General features: G+C 62.0%; 15 protein-coding genes and 2 tRNA genes. 7 read left to right on the top strand and 10 right to left on the bottom strand.

Annotated elements, in window-relative coordinates; all coding sequences use genetic code 11:
• Positions 1 to 71 precede the first annotated feature (71 nt).
• Positions 72 to 1,055, bottom strand: coding sequence for an NAD(P)H-quinone oxidoreductase (locus CVS28_RS01885; RefSeq protein ID WP_103464132.1), 984 nt, complete (start codon positions 1,053 to 1,055; stop codon positions 72 to 74).
• A gap of 95 nt (positions 1,056 to 1,150) precedes the next feature.
• Here CVS28_RS01885 and CVS28_RS01880 point away from each other — a divergent pair.
• Positions 1,151 to 1,238: transfer RNA gene (locus tag CVS28_RS01880), tRNA-Ser, on the top strand.
• Between the two features lie 293 nt (positions 1,239 to 1,531).
• Positions 1,532 to 6,313, top strand: a complete 4,782-nt coding sequence (locus CVS28_RS01875) for an ExeM/NucH family extracellular endonuclease (RefSeq protein WP_103480483.1) — start codon at positions 1,532 to 1,534, stop codon at positions 6,311 to 6,313.
• Between the two features lie 124 nt (positions 6,314 to 6,437).
• Here CVS28_RS01875 and CVS28_RS01870 read toward each other — a convergent pair whose 3' ends face one another.
• A complete protein-coding gene (locus tag CVS28_RS01870) occupies positions 6,438 to 8,381 on the bottom strand; it encodes an FAD/NAD(P)-binding protein (RefSeq protein ID WP_279325052.1) in 1,944 nt (647 codons plus the stop codon).
• Between the two features lie 80 nt (positions 8,382 to 8,461).
• On the opposite strand from CVS28_RS01870, the gene CVS28_RS01865 reads away from it, so the two are divergent.
• From CVS28_RS01865 to CVS28_RS01855, 3 genes are all read left to right on the top strand, one after another.
• Complete coding sequence (locus CVS28_RS01865) at positions 8,462 to 10,582, top strand: prolyl oligopeptidase family serine peptidase (protein WP_103480436.1); 2,121 nt, start codon at positions 8,462 to 8,464, stop codon at positions 10,580 to 10,582.
• A 116-nt stretch (positions 10,583 to 10,698) separates the two neighbouring features.
• Positions 10,699 to 10,786, top strand: a tRNA-Ser gene (locus CVS28_RS01860).
• A 112-nt stretch (positions 10,787 to 10,898) separates the two neighbouring features.
• Positions 10,899 to 11,570: a FadR/GntR family transcriptional regulator gene (locus CVS28_RS01855; protein ID WP_103464062.1), complete on the top strand. Its 672-nt coding sequence runs from the start codon at positions 10,899 to 10,901 to the stop codon at positions 11,568 to 11,570.
• 238 nt (positions 11,571 to 11,808) lie between these two features.
• Here the strand turns inward: CVS28_RS01855 and CVS28_RS01850 are convergent, their stop codons facing one another.
• From CVS28_RS01850 to CVS28_RS01815, 8 genes are all read right to left on the bottom strand, one after another.
• Positions 11,809 to 12,792 (bottom strand): ABC transporter substrate-binding protein, encoded by a 984-nt coding sequence (locus CVS28_RS01850; protein ID WP_103464061.1) that lies wholly within the window; start codon positions 12,790 to 12,792, stop codon positions 11,809 to 11,811.
• 60 nt (positions 12,793 to 12,852) lie between these two features.
• Positions 12,853 to 13,875, bottom strand: a complete 1,023-nt coding sequence (locus CVS28_RS01845) for an ABC transporter permease (protein ID WP_207767426.1) — start codon at positions 13,873 to 13,875, stop codon at positions 12,853 to 12,855.
• Between the two features lie 16 nt (positions 13,876 to 13,891).
• Positions 13,892 to 15,439 (bottom strand): sugar ABC transporter ATP-binding protein, encoded by a 1,548-nt coding sequence (locus tag CVS28_RS01840; RefSeq protein WP_103480435.1) that lies wholly within the window; start codon positions 15,437 to 15,439, stop codon positions 13,892 to 13,894.
• A 221-nt stretch (positions 15,440 to 15,660) separates the two neighbouring features.
• Positions 15,661 to 16,530 (bottom strand): amidohydrolase family protein, encoded by an 870-nt coding sequence (locus CVS28_RS01835; protein ID WP_243399630.1) that lies wholly within the window; start codon positions 16,528 to 16,530, stop codon positions 15,661 to 15,663.
• Positions 16,523 to 17,491: an aldo/keto reductase gene (locus CVS28_RS01830; protein WP_103480434.1), complete on the bottom strand. Its 969-nt coding sequence runs from the start codon at positions 17,489 to 17,491 to the stop codon at positions 16,523 to 16,525. The genes CVS28_RS01835 and CVS28_RS01830 overlap by 8 nt, the downstream gene beginning before the upstream one ends.
• Entirely contained in the window at positions 17,488 to 17,802 is a 315-nt protein-coding gene (locus CVS28_RS01825; RefSeq protein WP_103480433.1) for an L-rhamnose mutarotase, read from the bottom strand. The genes CVS28_RS01830 and CVS28_RS01825 overlap by 4 nt, the downstream gene beginning before the upstream one ends.
• Positions 17,799 to 19,133 carry an alpha-L-fucosidase gene (locus CVS28_RS01820; protein WP_103480432.1) on the bottom strand — a complete coding sequence of 445 codons (1,335 nt, stop codon included), beginning with the start codon at positions 19,131 to 19,133 and terminating at the stop codon, positions 17,799 to 17,801. Before CVS28_RS01820 ends, CVS28_RS01825 begins: the two co-directional genes overlap by 4 nt.
• 4 nt (positions 19,134 to 19,137) lie before the next feature.
• On the bottom strand, positions 19,138 to 20,472 hold the full coding sequence (locus CVS28_RS01815; RefSeq protein WP_103480431.1) for an enolase C-terminal domain-like protein: 1,335 nt from the start codon (positions 20,470 to 20,472) through the stop codon (positions 19,138 to 19,140).
• A gap of 210 nt (positions 20,473 to 20,682) precedes the next feature.
• On the opposite strand from CVS28_RS01815, the gene CVS28_RS01810 reads away from it, so the two are divergent.
• Positions 20,683 to 21,576, top strand: a complete 894-nt coding sequence (locus tag CVS28_RS01810) for a fumarylacetoacetate hydrolase family protein (RefSeq protein ID WP_103480481.1) — start codon at positions 20,683 to 20,685, stop codon at positions 21,574 to 21,576.
• The gene (locus CVS28_RS01805) at positions 21,577 to 22,335 is read left to right on the top strand and encodes an SDR family NAD(P)-dependent oxidoreductase (RefSeq protein ID WP_103480430.1); all 759 of its coding nucleotides are present in this window, start codon (positions 21,577 to 21,579) and stop codon (positions 22,333 to 22,335) included.
• The last annotated feature ends 36 nt before the right edge of the window (positions 22,336 to 22,371 follow it).

The raw sequence follows: 22,371 nt of genomic DNA, 5'->3' as shown, positions 1-22,371 counted from the left end.
GGGGCGCCGGAAGCGGAACGGGGCGCCGGAAGCGGAACGGGGCGCATTTTTCGAATGCAGGCGGCTAAGCGCTACAGCGTCAGCAGCACCTTGCCCACATGGGCACCCGAATCAAAGTACTCGTGTGCCGCGGCAACCTGGGTCAGCGGGAACGTCTTGTCCACCATGGGCTTGACGGCTCCGCTGGCCACCAGCGGCCAGACGCTATCGCGCACGCCCTCCATGATGGCCGTCTTCTCATCTACCGGGCGGGCCCGCAGCGTGGTGCCGATGATGGCCGCGCGCTTGGTGAGCAGCGCGCCCAAGTTGAGTTCCGCCGTCGCACCTCCCTGCAGGCCGATGACCACCAGGCGGCCATAGGTGGCCAGTGATTCAACATTGCGCGCCAAATACTTGGCCCCGACGACGTCGAGGATCACGTTTGCGCCGAGCCCGCCGGTGAATTCGCGGACCCGTTCCACAAAGTCCTGGGTGCGGTAGTTGATGGCCAGGTCCGCGCCGAGGTAGCCGGTGAGCATGGCGGCCTTCTCGTCACTGCCGGCCGTGGCGATGACGCGGGCACCGGCAGCCTTCGCCAGCTGAATGGCCATGGCGCCAATACCGCCGGCACCGCCATGAATCAAGACTGTTTCCCCGGCCTGCAACTGCGCCGTCATGAACAGGTTTGAATGCACGGTGGCGGCAACCTCGGGCAGGGCGGCGGCCGTGACAACGTCGATTCCCTCGGGCAGGGGCAGCACTTGGCCAGCCGGGACGGCCACCTGGGCGGCGTAACCGCCACCTGTGAGCAACGCCACAACCTTGTCGCCCAGGCTGAAAGGCTTGGTCACATTCGGGCCAAAGGCGGCTATCCGGCCGGACACTTCAAGGCCCAAAATCTGCGATGCGCCCGGCGGCGGCGGATAGAAGCCACGCCGCTGCTGCACGTCAGCACGGTTGATTCCCGCAGCAACCACGTCAATGAGCACCTCGCCCGGACCCGGCACCGGAGCTGGCGCCTCCGTGAGAGCCAAAACTTCCGGCCCGCCGGCACCCGTTGTAATAATCGCCTTCATGACCTTCTCCATCGCCTTCAAGTACCCGTGAATCCTCGTTGTGCCGCCGCTCATTTTGGTGGCACAGCCCTGCTTATGAAACACTACTAGGGTAAGGAAGGTTGTCCGAGCGGCCGATGGAGCTGGTCTTGAAAACCAGTGTGCGGTAACCCCGTACCGCGAGTTCGAATCTCGCACCTTCCGCGCGTATGAAGGGAAGCAGTCTCATCACGAGGCTGCTTCCCTTTTCTTTTGCCCCGGCGCACCCCCGGCCGCCGTCGGGCCGCCCTAACCTTTTGACTGGTTTTCAACAAAACCCCTGGTATTTCATTGACCGCGGCCGTCCGTTCATGGTTGATTCACATTCACGTGTTTGGCTCAAACACATTCCCGCGCGGCAGGTTGAGGGCCGCCTTGTGCCGTCCTCCACCCTTGAAAACTGCGGATCATCATCACTCACGGCGTTGGGGAACGCCACACTTTTGAGAGTTGGAGACATGACGAGCAACACCTTCATCAAGGCTGGGTTGGGCGCCGTACTGGCCCTTGGCCTGGCGGTGGCCCCGCTGGCGGTTTCACCCGCCCTGGCCACAGACGACACGGCAAACACCGAATCCACCGGGGCTGCCGCTTCCACACCCACTGAAAGTGCGACGGCGGCACTCGCCCCAAGCGGCGCGCTCGCCCCCGCTGTCGCCCTGCCAGGCGCCTTGGCCGCACCGCACGTGGTCATTAACGAGGCGTACCTCAACGGTGGCAGCGCCAACGCCACCTACAAGAACAAGTTCGTGGAACTGTACAACCCCACAGGTGCCGACATCAGCCTCAACGGCTGGTCGCTGCAGTACCGCTCCACCACCGGCCAGGCGGCACCCACCGGGCTGACAGCCCTGACCGGCACCATCAAGGCCAACGACTATTACCTGATCAAGGGCAACTCCAATGGGGTTGTGGGCAGTGAACTGCCTACCAGCGACGCGGATTCGAGCGGTTTTGCTTTTGCCGGTGGCGGCGGCACGCTCATCCTCTCCAGCCAAGCGTCACGACTTCCGGCCGATCTCCCCACCGGATCATTGGTGGGAACCGCCGATGTGGTGGACCTGCTCGGTTACGGCACCTCCAACAGCTTTGAAACCGCGGCGTCCTCGGCTGCGAACGCTTCCTCCTCACTGAACCGCACGGGCTTTGCCGATACGAACAGCAACGCGGCAGACTTCACCACGGCGGCTCCCTCGCCGGTTGGCACCGGTGGCGGCGCCGAACCACCCGCTCCACCGGTTGATTCCGGGTCCAAGACCATCGCCGAGATTCAGGGCAACGGCGCAGCGAGCCCCTTGGTGGGCACCAGTGTCACCACCAAGGGCAAAGTTACTGCGGCCTACCCCAGCGGCGGCTTCAACGGTTACTTCATTCAGACTCCGGGCACCGGCGGCGACCTTGACCTCGCCACGCATAAGGCTTCCGATGGTGTGTTTGTGTACTCCCCCGCCACGGTGGCCACAGTCAAGATTGGTGACTACGTCCAGGTCACTGGTCTGGTCAAGGAATTCGGCGGCGCTTCAGACACCGCAACCACTACAGAGATTGATGTTGCCGCTGGCGGAATGACCCAGCTCTCCGAACCTGCCACGGAAGTCAAGGCGGCTGTCATCACCGTGCCTGGGTCCGTCGCGCAGCGTGAAACCCTTGAGGGCATGCTCGTTGCGCCCCAGGGTGACTTCACCATCACGGACAACTATTCACTGAACAACTACGGTGAGGTTGGCTTGGCCACCGGAACCACACCGCTGGTTCAGCCCACGGCGGTGGCACCCTACGGTTCAGCCGCGTACACCGCCGCAGTTGCCGAGAACACTGCCCGTGCCATCAAGCTCGACGACGGCGCCAGCACCAATTTCCTCAGCACCGCCGGTTCCTTGGTGCCGCTTCCCTGGTTGAGTCAGGCAACGCCGATGCGCATCGGCTCCACCTCAGAATTCATGGCCCCGGTCATCTTCGACAACCGCAACAACGCCTACAAGTTCCAGCCCCTGGAAGCACTCACGCCTGCGAATGCCGGCACCGTGCAACCCATCGCTTTCGGGAACACCCGCGCCGACGCACCGAAGCCCGTTGGCGGAAACCTCAAGGTTGCCTCCTTCAACGTGCAAAACTACTTCACGGAGACTGGCGACAAGAACCCCTCATGCCAGTTCTACACGGACTACAACGGCAACAAGATCAGCGTCAGGGGCGGCTGCGACCAGCGCGGCGCTGCTGATGCGGCGAACCTCCAGCGCCAGCAGGACAAGATCGTGGCCGGCATCAATGCTTCCGGCGCTGACGTGCTCTCGCTGGAAGAAGTAGAGAACTCAGCCAAGTTCGGCAAAGACCGCGACAGCGCCCTAGCTACCCTGGTTGGCGCTCTCAATGCTGCAACGCCGGGGGTCTGGGACTACGTCCGCTCCCCCGCAACGCGACCCGCCGAAGCGATTGAAGACGTCATCCGCACGGCATACATCTTCAAGAAGAACGTTGCCGAGCCCGTAGGCGATTCCGTCATTCTGGACGACAAGGCGTTCACAGGCATTGCCCGGCAGCCGCTGGCCCAGTCTTTCAAGCCCGTGGGTGCCGAGGATTCAGCCAAGGTGCTGCTGATCGTCAACCACTTCAAGTCCAAGGGCTCAGCCATTGGCAATGACACCGATCAGGGCCAGGGCAATTCAAACCTTGCCCGCACAGCCCAGGCCCAGGCACTTGTTGCCTTCTCCACCAAGCTGCAGCAGGACCAGAACACCGACAAGGTGCTGCTGATGGGTGACTTCAACGCTTACAGTTTTGAAGACCCCATCAATGTCATGACGGCTGCTGGCTACGTGGACCAGGATCCCAAGACCGGAAAACACTCCTACAGCTTCGGTGGCATGGTCGGCTCGCTGGACCATGTCCTTGCCTCGCCTGCCGCAGAAGCGCTGATCACCGGCGCGGACATCTGGAACATCAACTCCGCCGAATCAATTGCCATGGGCTACAGCCGCTACAAGTACAACGCCACCGATTTCTACACGGCTGGACAATACTCTGCCTCCGACCATGACCCCGTGGTGGTGGGCCTGAACCTGGGTGACGTTCCGGCGGCAACCAAGGACATCAACCTCCTGAACATCAATGACTTCCACGGCCGCATCGACGCCAACACAGTGAAGTTTGCCGGCACGGTTGAGCAGCTCCGCGCAGCCGCCGGTGACGCCAACACGGCTTTCCTTTCCGCCGGCGACAACATTGGTGCCAGCTTGTTCGCCTCGGCCTCCCAGAACGACAAGCCCACCATTGACGTCCTCAACGCACTGAAGCTGCAGGCATCCGCCGTCGGAAATCACGAGTTCGACAAAGGCTATGCAGACCTGGACGGGCGCGTCACCGCTGCGTCCGACTGGGACTACCTCGGCGCCAACGTGTACGCGAAGGGCACCACCACGCCTGCGCTCGATGAATACAAGATCGTGAGCGTCAATGGGGTGAAGGTTGCCATCATTGGCGCCATCACGCAGGAAACCCCCACGCTGGTCACCCCGTCCGGCATCTCCATGCTGGACTTCGGTGACCCTGTTGAAGCCGTGAACCGCGTGGCCAAGAAGATCACCGACGGCAAGCTCGCCGATGTCATCGTGGCCGAATACCACGACGGTGCCGGTGCCGGAACGCCCGAGAAGGCAACCTTGGCGGAAGAAATCGCCACCGAGGGCATGTTCAAGGAGATTGTGACCAAGACCAGCGCATCGGTCAACGCCATCTTCACGGGCCACACGCACAAGCAGTACGCGTGGGACGCTGCGATCCCGGGCGCTGCTGCTGATGCGGCATTGAAGACTCGCCCCGTGCTCCAGACCGGAAGCTACGGCGAGTTCATCGGCCAAATCGTCTTGACGGTCGACGCGGACAACAATGTTGTCTCCTACACCCTGAAGAACGAACCCCGCACCAAGGCCGACGACGCCGCACTGGTAGCCGAATTCCCCCGTGTTGAAGCAGTCAAGACCATCACTGACAAGGCCCTGGCCGATGCCAAGATTGCCGGCAGTGTTCCCGTCGGCAAGATCTCAGCCGACATCACCACGGCACAGACCTTCGACGCCGCAACGGGCAAGTACACACGCGATGACCGCGCCAGTGAGTCCGCCTTGGGCAACCTGGTGGGCAACTCGCTCTTGGACGCCCTCAAGGGTGAGCAGACCGGCGGAGCCGAGATCGGCGTCGTCAATCCCGGCGGACTCCGTGCGGACCTGCTGTACAAGAATGCGGGCTTCGAGGACGGCGTGGTCAGCTATGCGAACGCCAACGCCGTGTTGCCGTTCGTGAACAACCTGTGGACCACCTCCCTCACCGGAGCCCAGGTGAAGACCATGCTGGAGCAGCAGTGGCAGACCAACGCGGATGGCAGCATCCCCAGCCGCCCGTTCCTGAACCTTGGCCTGTCCTCCAATGTGGACTACACCTACGATTCCACCCGCAAGCTGGGCGACCACATCACCTCCGTGGTCATCAACGGTGCACCGCTGGATCCCGCACGGTCCTACCGCGTGGGTACGTTCAGCTTCCTGGCAACAGGCGGCGACAACTTCCGCGTCTTCACGGAAGGCAGCAACACCAAGGATTCCGGTTTGATTGACCGGGACGCCTGGATCAAGTACCTGGGTGAAAAGTCGGCCACAACGCCGATTGCGCCAGACTTCTCCCGCCGCGGCGTGGACGTTGTCAACGCACCGGCCACTGTCACGGAAGTCCAAAAAGTCAGCCTCGGCCTGAACAAGCTGGACCTGACCTCGCTGGGAGTCACCAAGTCCACCCAGGTCACACTCCGCTACGAGCCTTCGGGCAGTGGCGGCGGAACCGGTTTCGCCATCCTGGCCGGCGCGGTCCTGCCGTCCGAGCTGGGCACCTCACCGGTCACCGGTGGTGTGGCAACACTGAGCTTTACGGTCCCGGAAAAGCTCAACGCCGGCCGCTTTGTCATCACCACTGATGGTGGAAGCTACGCCCGCCTGCCGATCACCATCCCGGTCACTGCGGATACGGGCGTTCCGGCGCCCTCCACCAGCACGACGCCGGGAACGTCACCTTCTGCGACGGCCGGTGCGGGTGCGGGCAACGGCTCGGGCTCGGGCTCGGGCTCAAGCTCAAGTGACCTTGCTGCCACGGGAACCGCAGCACTTCCGCTGGGCTTGGGCGCACTGGTCCTGCTCGGTGCTGGTGCCGCAGTTGCCCTGGCGTCACGGCGCAAGGCGGCCGCCAAGCACTGATCCCCACTGGCACCCTGCCAGCGTGGGCCCACCCGATGCATCACCGCGCCCGTCCCCGCTTTTCGCACCCGTTCCTACGGGCGCGAAAAGCGGGGACGGGCGCGGTCGTGTCAGGGAAGATCGATCAGGCCAGAATGTCTGCGGCGATCGCGTCGGCGTCCAGGACGGTGCGGTAGCCGCTGCGGTACTTCGCCGAAGCCTCGGCGGCGATGGCAGTGCCCCATTGCACCGAGGACAACTGCAGTCCCAGGACATACAATCCGTCAACGGGGACGCCCGTGCCGTCCAGGGGCCTGTACGGCGGCGCCGAGACGTCCAGGCCGCTGGTCACAACGGGTTCGCCGTCGGACGGGAGCATGACGCGGGGACGTGCCAAACCGTCGGCGAGCAAGTTTGTCAGCAACAGTGAGTCGCTGTTCACGATTTGGTTCGCCGGGGCCAGCGCCTCCACCAAATAGCTGGCTTCCCACGGATGGTCGGCGACCCAGGGCGAATTGACGCTAAACAGCCCGTGCTCGATTCTAAAGACCGGGTCGGGGCCGGCAAAATGGACCACACCGGCCCGCACCAGTGCCGCCAGCTGCTCCATGCGCACTGCAGGAGGCCCGCTGGCCAGCCCCTCCACGAAGCCCTCGAACCAGCCGCGCAGCTCCCCGAGCCAGGAAACCTGAGTGATTCCCTTGTCCGCCACGAGCGACTTGATGATGGCCCGCCCGGCATTGAGCGCACCAATGGCCATCTTGACGGGGTCATCCTCGCCGCGGGCCGAACCGGCAGCATCGGCGCTCAGGTACGCCAGCACGGCCGCGTCCATCTGTGCATGTGAGGAGAATCTGTGGGTTGTGCCGGGGCGCAGCGGGTGCTTGGTCAACGGCCGGGCAAGGCCCCGCAAATCAAGGATGTGGTCAACGTGGACGTGCTGCACCAGCAGGTCCTTGAGCCGCAGCGCCCACCCAGGGTCGCCGCCGTCGAGCCCGGCATGCAGCAGTGCATCCAGCTCCGGCAGCAACTGCGCCGAGACAGTCTCAGGACGGGTCCGCGCCAGCGTGGTGTAGTACGCCCAGAGGGTGTCGCGGTGCAGCAGCGGCCAAATATCGTGGTCAAACCCGGCCGTGGCGCCCATGGCTTTGATGGCGGCAACCGCGTCCTCACCCAGAAAACGCAAGGTGACACTGTGCGGATAGTAGCTCTGAAGCTCCGCCTTGGCCCGGTACGGGGTGCCGCGCCGGGAGGCCCCCACAATGACGGGTTCCTGCCCCGAGGCCACGTATCGCAGCGCCTCGCCGGCTGGCTGTCCCGTGGGTTCAAAAGTGCCGCCGCGCCCCTCGGTGAGCTGGCCCAGAACGTCAAAGAAGTTCAGCCCCATGCCGCGCACCAGGACAGTGGCACCCGCGGGAAGCTGCGCCCAATTCACGTCATTGGGCACGGCTGGCGGCAGGTACGTCAGTCCGTTGGCGCGGGCGTCGTCACGCAGGGCACGCTGGGCGGGGTTCAGTTTCGATTCCACATGGCCCACAGCCAGCACCACCTGATGGGCGTGCAGTTTCTCCCCGTCCAGAAGTGCGACGTCGAACCCACCGTTTTCGTGGTCCCTCGCCACCCGCTTCGCCTCAGTGGCGTGGACTGTGAGTGTGACGTTATGGGGCAGTTGAGCCACGAGCCGCTCAAAGGACCAGCTCAAGTAGCGGCCGTAGAGGGCCCGGCTGGGGAATCCGGTGGCTGCGAGCGCGGCAAGTTCGGCCTTGTCTTCGGCAGTGAGCATGTCCGCGGGCTGTTCCCTCTGGGCAGCACGCCACTCGTTGAAGCTGGAACCGGCCAGCGGCAGGGCAGACACACCCTGGTCCGGGATCAAGGTGGGGAAAAAGCTCTGGGTGTTCATCAGGTACAGCCGTGATTGCCCGGTGCGCCACACATGCCCGGCACCCGGCGGAAAGGGATCCACCAGGTGGATGTGCAGCTCGTGCGCTGACTGCTTGTTCACATACTGGGCCAGCAGGCGTTCCATGACGGAAGTCCCGCGGGGCCCCGCCCCCACAATAACCACAGTCTGCGCGCCCAAAGATTTCACCCCTTGAGCTTAACTGATGCGTCCCAACGCCGCTGGCGGAACCGTGAACGGGCGCCCGCGTGGGTGCCTAGGATGGGGCTATGACGCAAGCACCAACACCTTTGAACATTGCCCCCGAGCCCGCCGATGAGAACCTCTGGTTGGAGGACATTCACGGCGAAGCCGCCATGGCCTGGGTCCGCGAGCGCAATGCACGCACCGACTCCGCACTGCTGACTCCGGGCTATGCGGCTCTTGAAGCATCCGTGTTGGAGGTGTTGGACTCCAAGGACAGGATCCCCATGGTGTCCAAACGCGGCGACTGGTATTACAACTTCTGGCGCGATGAGACCAACCCGCGCGGGCTTTGGCGGCGCACCAGCTGGGAGAGCTACCTGGGCGAATCCCCTGACTGGCAGATCCTGCTGGACGTTGACGCCCTGTGCGAGGCGGAGGATGCCCAATGGTTGTGGGCGGGGGCCTCGCTGCTGCGCCCGGCACCCGGACAGGAGTACCGGCGCGCCATGGTGGCACTGTCCCCCGACGGCGGCGACGCGGTGGCGTACAGGGAGTTTGACCTGCCCACCCGCAGTTTTGTGGAGGGCGGCTTTGACCTTCCCGCCGCGAAGACCCGCCTGAGCTGGCGTGATGCCGACACCCTGTACGTGGGAACTGACACTGGCGAAGGATCCATGACTACCTCCTCCTACCCGGCCGCCACACGTGTACTGCGCCGCGGCGAGTCCCTGGCGGATTTGACCGTCAAGGAGCCGCTGTTCGCGGTTCCCGTGGACCACCTCAGCGGCGGCGTTTCCCACAGCAGCACACCCGGATTTGAACGGGACGTTGCCTACGATGTGCTGGATTTCTTCAACTCGCGCAGCTACCTGCGCGTGGGTGACGACTGGGTGCACATCGACGTCCCGGACAGCATGAACGTTTCACTGCACCACCAGTGGCTCCTGTTGCGCCCGCGCAACGATTGGGCTCTTGACGGCGCTGTCCATGCCGCCGGGACCCTGCTGGCCATTGAGTTGGCTGCTTTCCTGGCTGGCAGCCGGGACTTGCGCACCGTCTTTGCCCCCACGTCGGCCCAGTCGCTGCAGTCATGGAGCTGGACCCAGGACTACCTCCTGCTGAACCTGCTGGCGGATGTGTCCTCCAAGATCCTGGTGCTGAACCCTGCCGCGGATTGGGCTGTCCAGGAACTTGACGCCTGCCCACCTCTGCATTCCGTGGATGCTTACGCCGTGGATTCCGAGGACGCCACGGCCGGCAACGACTACTGGCTCATTGCCACGGGCTTCCTCACCCCCTCCACCGTGTACCGCGGAACCCTGCCCGCAGGTCTTGGCACCCACGCCACCGGCACCCCGGTGGCGCCGGCAACGCTAGTGCGGGAGGCACCGTCGTTCTTCACGGCCGAAAAATACAGCGTGGAACAACACTTTGCGGTCTCGGCCGACGGCACCCGCGTACCGTACTTTCAGGTGGGGCCCAAGGATCTGCGGCTCGACGGCGCGAACCCCACCTTGCTGAGCGGGTACGGCGGCTTTGAGGTGTCCCGCACCCCCGCCTACAGCGGCACCGTGGGCCGGACGTGGCTGGATCGCGGCGGCGTGTACGTGGTGGCGAACATCCGTGGCGGCGGTGAGTACGGGCCCAGCTGGCACACGGCCGCACTGCAGGAAAACCGTCACCGCGCCTACGACGACTTTGCCGCTGTGGCCCGTGACCTGTCGGCCCGCGGCGTGGCATCACCAGCGCACCTGGGTTGCGCGGGCGGCAGCAACGGCGGGCTGCTGGTGGGCAACATGCTCACGCACTACCCCACGCTCTTTGGCGCCGTGTCTTGCGGCGTCCCGCTGCTGGACATGCGCCGCTACACGAAGCTCTCAGCAGGTGCCTCCTGGATGGCTGAATACGGCGACCCCGACGTGCCCGAGCAATGGGAGTTCATCAAGACGTTCTCGCCTTACCACCTGCTGCGGTCCGACGTTCAGTATCCGGCAACGTTCATTTGGACGGCGACCTCCGATGACCGGGTGGGACCGGTGCAGGCGCGCAAGATGGCTGCCCGGATGGAAGCCATGGGCATTGACGTGTGGTTCCATGAGGCATTGGAGGGCGGCCACGCGGGGGCCGGCAACAATGAGCAAGCAGCCCGACTCCACACGGCGTCGCACGAATTTTTGTGGCGGGCACTCACCGGCGGATTGTAATTATCTGCAGTAATTGCGTCGGTAAAGGCGCCACCCCTCCCCTCGTTTTGCATTGAGGGCCCTCTCATGGGTAAAGTTTGGGATGCTGGTTAGGGGCTTCTACCTTAGCCAGTGCTGGAGACGTGCCAGAGCGGCCGAATGGGCTTCACTGCTAATGAAGTGTGGGGCACAACTCCACCGGGAGTTCAAATCTCCCCGTCTCCGCAGTGAAAATGCACCCTCAAATTTGTTGGGGGTGCATTTTTGTATGGACTTGCCGTGCCGCCAACTGCGCGTTGGCCCGCAAAAATAAACATCAGACCATTAGACTGGTTCCATGGCCGTAACTGACGAAGCAATCACCAGAATCAAGGAAATGATCATCTCCGGGGAGCTCTGCGCCGGGGATCGATTGCCGCCGGAAAAGGAACTCAGCGAGAAGCTGGGACTTTCCCGCAGCTCCCTGCGTGAAGCCGTCAAGGCGCTGGAGATCATCCGGGTCCTCGATGTGCGCCGCGGCGACGGAACGTATGTGACAAGCCTTGAACCCAAGCTGCTCACCGAGGCCATGACCTTCATCGTGGACCTGCACCAGGACGAATCAATCCTGGACATCTTTGAAGTCCGCCGCATCTTGGAACCCGCCGCTGCCGCCATAGCCGCCGGTCGCATCACGCCCGAGCAAATTGCTGCACTGCGGGCCACCATGGAGAACATCAACGATGAAACCAGTGTTGAGTCCTTGGTTGACCACGACCTAGTCTTCCATGAACTCATCGCCACAGCGGCCAACAACTCCTACTTGTCCAGCGTTCTGGACGGGCTCTCCAGCAGCACTGTGCGCGCACGCATCTGGCGCGGCCTCACCCAGGAGAAGGCCGTGGACAGGACGCTCTCGGAGCACGCAGCCATCATCGAGGCCCTGGAGCGCGGCGACGCCGAACTGACCAAGTCCCTGCTGACAGTGCACATCAGCGGCGTGGAGCACTGGCTCCGCCAAGCCCTCTAACACCGCAATAGGCGTGACGGCGTGCCAAGCTGGCGGGGGCGTATGAAATTTCATACGCCCCCGCCAGTTTGGCACGCCCTCGGCACGTAGGGGCGAAGTTTGGCACGCCCTCGGCGAGCCGGCACATGAAGGCAAGCACCGGCGTCGAACGTTAAAAACAAACTGACCCGCAGAAAACGCCGAAAATCACGTCAAAATCGTGAATTTTCGCCGTTTTCTGCGGGTCAGTTGCGAAATTCTACTCGTAGAGGTTCGCGGCGATCTTGGGATCGGCAATGTTGGTCTTGTCGTACCAGTAGAAGCCGGTGTCAATGACCTTCTCCACCGTTTCACCCTTGATGGCGGCAACGGCTGCCTTGACGGTCTCGTAGCCAATGCCAACGGGGTTCTGGGTCACGGCGCCTGCCATGAGGCCGTCCTTGATGGCGTCCATCTGGGCCTTGCCGGAGTCGAAGCCAACAATGGTGAGCTTGCCGGTCTTCCCGGCTTCCTTCACAGCGTTGACGACGCCGATCGCGGCACCTTCGTTGGTGCCGTACATGCCAGCCAGGTTCGGGTAGGCGGTCATGATGGACTTGGCGGCGTCGGTGGACTTGGCCTGGTCGCCGTCGGCGTACTGGATGTCAACGATCTTGATGTCCGGCGCATTGGTCTTCAAGTAGTCAACGAAGCCGTCGCGGCGGTCGGTGCCTGAGGTGGCCGTCTGGGAGTGGCCGATGATGGCGATCTCACCCTTCTTGCCCAACAGCTCGGCCATGTGCTTTGCAGCTTCGGCGGCAGCAGCCTTGTTGTCGGTGGAGGCGGTAGCCAACGGAATATCCGAATCCACGCCGGAGTCAAAGGCAATGACGGGAATGTTCTTGCCCTTGGCGTCCTGCAGAATGCCTTCAGCAGCCTTGGAGTCCAAGGCGGCCAGGGCCAGTGCCTGCGGGTTCTTGGCCATGGCGTTATTCAGCTGGTCCATCTGCTGCTGAACGTTGGTTTCCTTGTCGGGACCTTCGAAGGAGATTTCAACGTTGAATTCCTTGGCAGCGTTCTCGGCACCCTGCTTCACTGACTGCCAGAACTGGTGCTGGAAGCCCTTGGAAACAATCGCGATGTACGTCTTGCCGTTGGTGGCTGCGGCGCCGCCAGCTGCGGGGGTGGCAGCCGTGTCACAAGCAGCAACGCTCAAGGACAGGGCAGCTACTGAGGCCAAGGCCAGAAATTTTCTTCTTTGCATGGGGGTCTAACTCCTTCGTATAAACACGTGAACAAATGGGGTGCTGCTGTTTGTGGAAAACTAGTTGGCGGCCTTTTTGCGGCGCATCATGTCCAGGTACACGGCCAGGAGAATGACTACACCGACAGCTACCTGCTGCCATTCCTGCGGGATGGACATGATGGACAGGCCATTGGTCAGCACGGACATGATCAACGCACCAATCACGGTGCCGATGATGGAGCCCTTGCCGCCGGCCAGGGAAGTGCCGCCAATGACGACGGCGGCAATCGCCTGGAGTTCCAGGCCTGCACCGCCCGCGGGCTGGGCTGAGTTCAAGCGTGCCGTGGCGATGACGCCGGCCAGACCGGTGAAAGTTCCTGCAACCGTGTAGATCAGCACAGTCCACTTGGTGACATTCACGCCGGAAAGAGCCGTGGCCGCCTCATTGCTGCCAATCGAGTAGGTGTAGCGGCCCAAAACAGTCTTGGACAGCAGCAGACCGGCCACGACGGCGGCTGCAAACAAGATGAAGACGGCATTGGGGATGACCAGGCCGGGGATGGACTTGCCCAGGGCGAAGATCTTCTGGAAGCCCTCAACCTCTGTGGTGTAGACGGGCTTGGTGCCGGAGATGACCAAAGCCAGGCCCGCAGCCACCATCATCATGGCCAACGTTGCAATGAAGGGGGGTATTTTCATCACGGCAACTAAGAAGCCGTTGATCCCACCCATCAGGGCACCGAACAAAACACCACACAGCACGCCCACAATCATGGGCATGCCCATCTGGGTCATGAACACAGCCGTCATCACCGAGCACAAGGTCATGCCCGTTCCGATGGACAGGTCAATACCGCCGGTAATGATGACGAATGTGGTGCCCAGTGCCAACAGGCCCGTCACAACGGTGGAGAGCAGGATGTTGGAGAGGTTTGCGGCCTGGTAGAAGTTGGCGTTGGCCACGGAGAAGAACAACACCAATGCCAACAAGCTGGCGAAAGCTAGAAGCTGTTGGAAGCTGGCCCGGAGCCGGGTGTTCATTTCTGATTTCTTGTTACTGGCAATCTGGGCAGCTTGCGCAGCGTCCTTTGTCAACGTCATTGTTTGCCGTACTTTCTTACGTCGTGGAGCGCTGCGCGCTGGAGGTTGGTAGGGGTGTCAGCACTGAACTCCCACTGTTTTGTGTTGCCAGTTCCATGATGTTTTCCTGGTTGGCTTCGGCATTGCTCAGGAACCCGGTGAGGCGGCCTGCACTCATCACGGCAATGCGATGCGAGAGGCGCAGGACTTCGGGAAGTTCCGAGGAAATCATGATGATGGATTTGCCCTGGGCCACCAGATCGTTCAGGAGTGCGTAGATTTCCTCCTTGGCGCCAACATCGATTCCCCGGGTTGGTTCATCAAAGATCAACACATCGCAGTCCTTGACGAGCCACTTGGCAATGACAATCTTTTGCTGGTTGCCACCTGAAAGGTTCTTGGCGATCTGGCCGCTGGAGGGGGTTTTAATCCGCAGCTTGTCGATATAGGTGGAGGCCGTTGATTTCATGGCCTTGTTGTCCAGCACACCCATGCGGCTGAACATTTTCAAGGAGCTCAGGGCGATGTTGTCCTTGACGTCGCGCTCCAACAGCAGGCCCAGGTGCTTGCGGTCCTCGGAAAGGTACCCCACGCCCAGGCTGGCGGCAACGGCCGGATTGCTGATCTTCACTGGCTTCCCGTTGAGCTCAATGGTGCCGGCCGAGATGCTGTCAGCGCCAACAATGGCACGCGCAATCTCGGTGCGTCCGGCACCCATCAGGCCGGCGAAACCAAGAATCTCGCCCTTGTGCAGTTCAAAGTTGATGTCCCGCAGCAGGGATTTGGTGGACAGCCCGCTGACCTTCAGCACCACATCGTTCGACGGCGTGGTGGGTTCCGGACGCTGGTTGCCGGAAATTTCACGCCCCACCATGAGATTGATGACCTCACGCATGGTGGTTTCGGCCGTGCCCACGGTGTCGATGTATTCGCCGTCGCGAATCACAGTGATGCGGTTGGAGATGGCCTTGAGCTCATCCATGCGGTGCGAAATGTAGATGACACCGGTTTTTTCGTTCGTGAAATTGCGGATCAGATCGTGCAAGGTGGCCACTTCGGCGTCGTTGAGTGCAGCCGTGGGCTCGTCCATGATCAGGATCCGGGACTTGTAGGACAGGGCCTTGGCAATTTCCACCATCTGCTGCTTGGCAACAGTCAGATCGCCCACCCTGGCCTTGGGATCAAGGTCAATGTTGATCCTGTCAAAGAGCAGGCGGGCCTTGCGGTTGAGGGCGCGTTCGCTCAGGAAGAGGCCCCCGACGCGCGGTTCGCGGCCAATGTAAATGTTCTGGGCCACTGTCAGGTCCGCCATCAGGTTGAATTCCTGGTGGATGATGCTGATGCCCAGTTCCTGCGCATGCTTGGTGCCATTGATGATGACTGGCTCGCCATCAATTTCAAAGGTGCCCGAATCCGGGACGTAGATGCCGGAGAGCAGTTTCATCAGGGTGGACTTGCCAGCACCATTCTCGCCAACAAGGGCCAGTACCTCATTGTGCCCCAGCTCCAGCTGCATCTCTGATAGCGCCTTGACGCCGGGGAAGCTCTTGTTCACCCCGGAGATCCGGAGAAGTTGATTACTCATACTGCCCTCTCAAGCTTCAATTCAAAAGATCTGACATCAGACCTCTTTTGAAGCCTTACGTCGTTGATCGAAATCAGTCTTTTCGCCCATGAAAATGCCGGAATTCCGCCTGATTTGGCGGACACTTTGGCCGCCGATGCCGTTCAACTTTCACCATGGTATGTTACCTGCGACACAAATACATACTTTTTACGCTAATACATCCGATGTTTACGGAAATGTTATCGCTTATACACGCGTTGTGCAGTTCCAGCCCAGAAGGCCTGTGATTCCGCTCCGCTCAAGGAGTCCATCAGGGTGGCCGCGAGCTGGATAGTTTGCGCATAGCTGCCGCCGAGCAAACTCACCGGCCAGTCGCCGCCAAACATGAGCCGGTGCGGACCGAAGGCCTCCAGCGCCACGTCCCAGACCTGCTCCAGGGCTTGGGCGGAAAACTCCGCCGCGTCCGTGTGCAACCCAGATACTTTAGCGACCGTGTTTGGCAGAGCGGCAACGTCGCCCAATTGTTTCGCCCATAGTTGCATTTGCTCAGCAGTGCCACCCCGCGGCGGCTTTCCCAGATGGTCCACAACAATCATCAGCTCGGGCATGGCCGCGGCAAGATCTGCCACCTGTCGCAGGTGCCGGGGAAAGGCGTCGGGCACATCAAAGGGGATGCCCGCCCTCGCCAACAGAGCCAGCGATGCACGCACTGTTTCCAACTCCAGCACATGGGGGCGCGGGTCGCTATGGATCAAGGTGCGGACACCGCAAAACTTGTCGTTCTCCGCCCACCGTTCCAAGAGGGCTGCCGCCGCAGATGGTTCCTCCAAGGGCAGCCATCCCACCACGCCAACAATCCAGTCATGGGCGGCTGCTGCGGCCAGCATGGCTTCGGTGTCGGCAGCAGTGTCATCGGCCTGCACCAAAATGGCTTGGCCAACCCCTTGTGCCGCGAGCGCCTGCCGGGCCATCTCCGGGGTAAAGGTGTTGTACAGAATGCCGTGGGCGGGCTTCACCCAGGAATACTGCCCATCGCCCAGCGCCCACAGGTGCAGATGGGAATCCAGCCGCAGCGGCGCTGACCGTTCAGCCGCGTTGAGGCTAGACATGGACCAGGCTTTCGCCAAGCAGTCCTCGGGCAACCAGGGCTGCCCACAATGCGGCCGGAATCTCCGCTGCCATCCGCGCTGCGGTTTGGCTGATCTGCTCCGCGGTGGACGCGCCAACCACCACATTGCATACGGCCGGGTGCGCCGCCGCGAATTGCAGGGCGGCCGCGGGCAGTTCCACGCCAAACTCGTCGCAGCAGGCGGCGAGGGCCTTGGCTTTGGCCAGGATGTTCGCCGGTGCCGGTGCGTAGTTGTAGTTGGCGTGCTCCGGCACCACGGGGCGGGCCAGCAGGCCGGAGTTGTACACACCGCAATTGGCTACCATCACGTTGCGTTCTTGGCATAGCGGCAGCAAGTCGGTGACGGCTGGCTGTTCCAGCAGGGAGTAGCGCCCGGCCAGCATGATCACATCAAGGTCGGCGCCGAGCACGCACTCGCGCAAGGCGTCGGCGGAGTTGGCGCCCACACCAATGGCTGCGACCAGCCCTTCGGCCCGCAATTTTTCCAAGGCCGGCAAGGCTTGCTTGATGCCCGCGTCAAGATCGTAAACATCGGGGTCGTGGAGGTAGGCAATATCGATCCGGTCAAGGCCCGTGCGTTCCAGGGAATCCTCAATGCTGCGGCGAATCCCAGCTTCTGAGGGATCCCAGCGCCGAACAACGTCTGCCGGCACGTCAAAGCCCTGCGAGTCCCTGGCACCGGAGGGGTTGGCCACGGGTTCCAGGATCCGCCCCACCTTGGTGGAGATGACAAATTCATCGCGCGGCTTGGTGGTCAGGAAGGCGCCGAGGCGGCGTTCGGACAGCCCCAAGCCGTAGTGCGGTGCCGTGTCAAAGTACCTGATGCCGGCGTCCCAGCTGGCAGCAAGGGTGGCGTCAGCAACGTCGTCGGACATGGCTCGGTACAGGTTTCCGATTCCTGCGCCACCAAAACCCAGGCGGCCCAACTCCGGCAGGCTCATGGCAGTTCCCACACTTTCGCCAGGCCCATGTCATCGCCTGAGTAGTCGTCTTCAACCTCGAGCAGTTCGCTCATGACGGCCTGCCAGGCAATGTTGACGGGGTTAAGCGCCAATTCCTTGCGCATTGCCTGGTAGTCGGCCACCTCCACCACGTGGAAAAGCTCCCGGCCGCTGCGCCAAATGTTCCAGCTCGTGACCCCGGCGGTGCGCAAGGCAGCGTCAAGATCGCCGCCAATCGTGGCGTGGACGGAATCATAGTCAGCCTCCTTGCCGGGCAACAACCTGGTGTGGAGCGCAATTTTCTGGGTCATGACGCATCGCTTTCGTCGTTCAGGAATAGCTCAATGACGGGGACGGCCACGCCGGGCCGCTGGACGGGGAGTTTGAGGGTCAAGGTTCCCGATGCCTGGCCGGCGGGTGTCATATGCCCGGCAGACTGCCCCGGGTCCAGCACCATCATGGCCACTTCAGAGGCGTCGTTGAGCAGTTGCGCATAACGCACCTTGCCCGCCAGCCCCGGCAGGTGGATGAACTGGAACGGCCACGCGAACAGGTGCAGGTACAGTCGGTTTCCGCGCAAGGTGTAGCGCGCATCTTGTGGCGCGGTGATGCCCGCGGCCCCGGCCCCGTAGATGGAGCGGCTGTGCAAGTGCATCCAGCCCCCAATGCCTGCCAGTGCCTGGTGTGCCCGCGGGTCAATCTGCCCACGGGCGGTGGGGCCAACGTTGAGCAGCAGGTTGCCACCCTTGGAGACGCCGTCAATGAGCATGTGGATCAGCTGCTCGGAGGACTTGTAGTCCAGGTTGTCCCTGTCATATCCCCAACTGCCGTTGAGCGTTTGGCAGGCTTCCCAGGGAACTTCCTTGCCGCCACTGAGCATGGCGCCGGCGGGCTGGTACTGCTCGGGGGTCACAAAGTCACCGGGAACGTTGAGCCTGTCATTGACCACAATGCCCGGCTGGAGGTCGCGGATCATTTCCATGAGCTCCACGGAACCCCAATCGTTGGCGCCCTTGCCGGCGAACTTGGCTCCGCCGTCGGGGTTGGCAGTGGCAACATCCGGGTACGAGAAGTCAAAGAACAAGTAGTCGATCTGCCCGTAATTGCTCAGCAGCTCGCGCACCTGGCCGTGCAGGTACTCCCTGTACTTGGCGCCGTCGCGAGTCTTGTTCAACTCCTGCCAGTGCGGATTGTTCCTGTCAGCGTGGTTGCCGTCGATGGTGTAATCCGGGTGGTGCCAGTCAATGACCGAATGGTAGAAGCCAACTTTCAGGCCGGCCTCACGCAACGCGGCCACATAAGGCGTCAGCAGGTCCCGCCCGCACGGGGTGTTGGTTGACTTGCACTCCGTGAGAGCGGAATCCCAGAGGGCAAAACCGTCGTGGTGCTTGGTGGTCAGGACCACGTACTTCATGCCGGCATTCTTGGCTGCCGCCGCCCACTCCCGCGGATCGTAGAGGTCCGGGTCAAAGTGTTCAAAGTACTTGCTGTACTCGCCCACGCTCATGCTCTCCCGGTACATCACCCATTCATGCCGGGCAGCCAGGGAATACAAACCCCAGTGAACAAACATGCCGAGGCGATCGTCGGTGAACCAGGGCGCATGCGGGATAACAACCTGGGTGGGAGGCGTTGCTGCCATGATGCTAGACCAATTCCTTCTGTTCTGCGTGCTGTGCGGCGTCTGCCACCCAAAATTCTCCGTCGGGGAAGGTGTACTCGGCCACCGAGGCGGCATACATTTCGCTTCCACCTCCGGGAGCCAGCGGCGGCCAGTAGCAGCCGTGGTGCACATCGATGGGGGTGACAAAGTGTTCGTGGAGGTGGTCCACAAACTCGATCATGCGGTCATCTTTCTTGCCGGACACTGCTACAAAGTCAAACATGGACAGGTGCTGGACGGCCTCACACAAGCCCACACCGCCGGCGTGGGGGCAGACCCTGACACCAAATTTGGCGGCCAGCAGCAAGATGGCAACGTTTTCATTGACGCCGGCCACGCGGGCTGCATCAATTTGGAGCACCTGCAAGGCGTCCGCCTGGAGCATCTGCTTGAAAACCACACGGTTTTGCACATGCTCGCCCGTTGCCACCGGGATGGGTGCAACGCCGCGGGCAATGGCCGCGTGGCCCAAAATGTCATCCGGGCTGGTGGGCTCTTCAATCCAGGCGATATCAAATTCTGCCAGGTGCGACATCCACTCGATGGCCTGCGCCACGTCCCAGCGCTGGTTGGCATCCACTGCCACCTTAATATCAGGTCCGACGGCGGCACGTGCTGCCCGCAGTCGGCGAATGTCATCGTCCAGATCGGCACCCACCTTCAGCTTGATCTGCTTGAAGCCAGCGGCAACAGCCTCATGTGCCAGGCGTGTCAGCTTCGCATCCGAGTAGCCCAACCAGCCGGGTGTGGTGGTGTAGCCCGGGTAGCCTTCAGCCAGCAACGTGGCGGTGCGCTCCTCGCGGCCAGCTTCTGACGCCCGCAAAATATCCAGTGCTTCTTCGCGGGTCATGGCGTCCGTCAGGTAGCGGAAGTCGACCAGGTCAACCAATTCTTCCGCGGACATGGTGGCAAGCAGCTGCCACAATGGCAGACCCGCACGCTTGGATTTCAGGTCCCACAACGCGTTGACAACAGCACCGATGGCCATGTGCATGACACCCTTTTCCGGGCCCAACCAGCGTAGCTGGGAATCATGGGTCAGCTCCTTCCAGGTGCCGCCCATGTCCGCGAGCAACTCTTCAACATTGCGGCCCAGCAAGTACGGAGTCAGCGCCTTGATGGCTGCTGTTTCCACATCATTGCCGCGGCCAATGGTGAAAACAAAACCGTGGCCCTCAAGACCATCCTCGCTGTCTGTCACCACACGAAGATAGGCCGCCGAGTAGTCGGGGTCTGGATTCATGGCGTCAGAGCCGTCCAAATTGCGCGACGTCGGGAAACGAACGTCGCTGGTCTCCACGGCAATGACTGTACTCACGGGCTGCTCCCTATAGAAATCAGATAAATGTGCTGAAAAAGTTAGAACAAGCTAAACATCCGATGTTTTACATGTCAATATAGAACATGTAGCTGAAATAGCCACATAGTGTGGGTAAAGTTGCCTGAAAGCTCAGATGTTAAGATCCCGCAATGGATCATCAACCATAAGAACCGCGCCGAACAAGCGGCTGTAGAGGATATGAATTTCATGAAGATTGCACGCCTTGGCGAGCAGGGGCGGGAAATTCCCGTTGTCATTGCCGCCGACTCCACCGGAACCGAGCAAAGCTACGATGCGAGCTCGGTAACCAGCACCATTGACGGCCCGTTCTTGGCCAACAAGGGTCTGGCCGCCTTGCGCGAAGCACTGGACAAGGGCGCCTTGCCGGTGCTGGAGAATGCCGCCGCACTGCGCATCGGCTCCCCCATTGCGCGGCCCAACAGTGTCATCTGCATCGGCATGAACTACGCCGCCCACGCGGCAGAGTCGGGCGCCTTGCCGCCCACCATCCCCGTTGTTTTCCTGAAGCCGAACAACACAGTTGCCGGCCCGTTTGACGCTTCACCGATCCCGCCACTTTCCGCAAAATATGACTGGGAAGTTGAGCTGGGCATTGTGGTGGGCAGTGAAGTCAGCTACCTCTCCACCCTCGAGGAAGCCGCTGCCGCCGTTGCTGGCTACGTGGTTGCCAACGACCTCTCCGAGCGTGAATATCAGCTCCCGGGCGCCGCAGGCCAGTGGACCAAGGGCAAGTCCCTGCCCAAGTCCACACCGTTGGGCCCGTGGCTTGTTCCGGCCGCCGACATCGACGCCAACAACTTGCAGCTGCGCAGCTGGGTCAACGGTGAGCCGCGCCAGGATTCCAACACGGCGGACTTGATCTTTGACGTGCCCACCATCATCCACCACTTGAGCCAGTACATGGTGTTGGAACCGGGCGACGTCATCCTGACAGGAACCCCTGAAGGTGTGGCCCTCTCCGGCCGCTTCCCCTACATCCAGGACGGCGACGTTGTGGAAGTTGAAATTGCCGGCTTGGGACGCCAGCGCCAGGAATTCTTCCGCGCCGGAACCCCTACTTCTACTTCGCAGGAGGCATAAATGAGCCAGGAACTTTCAACACTGACAGCTGTTGTCACGGGCGGTGCATCAGGAATTGGTGCAGCCATAGCGGCAAAACTGCAGGCCATGGGCGCACAGGTTTCTGTCCTTGACCTGAACCCAAAGGATCTTCCCGAAGGCCAGCTCGGCTTTGCCTGCGACGTATCTGAGGACACCTCGGTCAAGGCGGCCATCGACGGCACCGTAGCGGCCTTTGGTGGCGTGGACATTGTTGTCAACAACGCCGGCATTGGCGCCATCGGCTCCGTTGAGGACAACGACGACGCCGAATGGGCGCGCGTTTGGAATATCAACGTCATCGGCATGGTCCGGGTTTCCCGCGCCGCCCTGCCGCACATGCGCCAGTCCCCCAGCGCGGCCATTGTCAACATCTGCTCCATTGCAGCAACCGCCGGCCTGCCCCAGCGGGCCCTGTACTCAGCCACCAAGGGTGCGGTACTGTCCCTGACCCAGGCCATGGCTGCCGATCACCTGCGCGAAGGGGTGCGCGTGAACTGCGTCAACCCTGGCACGGCCGACACCCCGTGGGTTGGCCGGCTGCTCTCTGCGGCCGATGACCCGGCCGCCGAGCGCGCTGCACTGAACGCCCGCCAGCCCCACGGCCGGCTGGTCAGCGCCGAAGAAGTTGCCGGCGCCGTGGCTTACCTGGCCAGCCCGCTGTCAGGTTCCACCACCGGCACCTCCATAGCCGTCGACGGCGGCATGCAAGCCCTGCGCCTGCGCCCCGTCGAGGCATAACCCCAAGCGACGCTCGCTCACTAACGGGGCACTTTT

The sequence above is a fragment of the Arthrobacter glacialis genome (assembly GCF_002909415.1).
In the GTDB taxonomy this organism is placed as follows: domain Bacteria; phylum Actinomycetota; class Actinomycetes; order Actinomycetales; family Micrococcaceae; genus Specibacter; species Specibacter glacialis.
The sequence above is the reverse complement of the archived record's forward strand: the minus strand, read 5'-3'. Positions and strand labels throughout refer to the sequence as shown.

Coding starts and splice junctions, on each gene's coding strand:
- CVS28_RS01885 (WP_103464132.1), bottom strand. CDS start 1,055: ATGAAGGCGATTATTACAACGGGTGCCGGCGGGCCGGAAGTTTTGGCT.
- CVS28_RS01875 (WP_103480483.1), top strand. CDS start 1,532: ATGACGAGCAACACCTTCATCAAGGCTGGGTTGGGCGCCGTACTGGCC.
- CVS28_RS01865 (WP_103480436.1), top strand. CDS start 8,462: ATGACGCAAGCACCAACACCTTTGAACATTGCCCCCGAGCCCGCCGAT.
- CVS28_RS01855 (WP_103464062.1), top strand. CDS start 10,899: ATGGCCGTAACTGACGAAGCAATCACCAGAATCAAGGAAATGATCATC.
- CVS28_RS01850 (WP_103464061.1), bottom strand. CDS start 12,792: ATGCAAAGAAGAAAATTTCTGGCCTTGGCCTCAGTAGCTGCCCTGTCC.
- CVS28_RS01845 (WP_207767426.1), bottom strand. CDS start 13,875: ATGACGTTGACAAAGGACGCTGCGCAAGCTGCCCAGATTGCCAGTAAC.
- CVS28_RS01840 (WP_103480435.1), bottom strand. CDS start 15,439: ATGAGTAATCAACTTCTCCGGATCTCCGGGGTGAACAAGAGCTTCCCC.
- CVS28_RS01835 (WP_243399630.1), bottom strand. CDS start 16,530: ATGTCTAGCCTCAACGCGGCTGAACGGTCAGCGCCGCTGCGGCTGGAT.
- CVS28_RS01830 (WP_103480434.1), bottom strand. CDS start 17,491: ATGAGCCTGCCGGAGTTGGGCCGCCTGGGTTTTGGTGGCGCAGGAATC.
- CVS28_RS01825 (WP_103480433.1), bottom strand. CDS start 17,802: ATGACCCAGAAAATTGCGCTCCACACCAGGTTGTTGCCCGGCAAGGAG.
- CVS28_RS01820 (WP_103480432.1), bottom strand. CDS start 19,133: ATGGCAGCAACGCCTCCCACCCAGGTTGTTATCCCGCATGCGCCCTGG.
- CVS28_RS01810 (WP_103480481.1), top strand. CDS start 20,683: ATGAAGATTGCACGCCTTGGCGAGCAGGGGCGGGAAATTCCCGTTGTC.
- CVS28_RS01805 (WP_103480430.1), top strand. CDS start 21,577: ATGAGCCAGGAACTTTCAACACTGACAGCTGTTGTCACGGGCGGTGCA.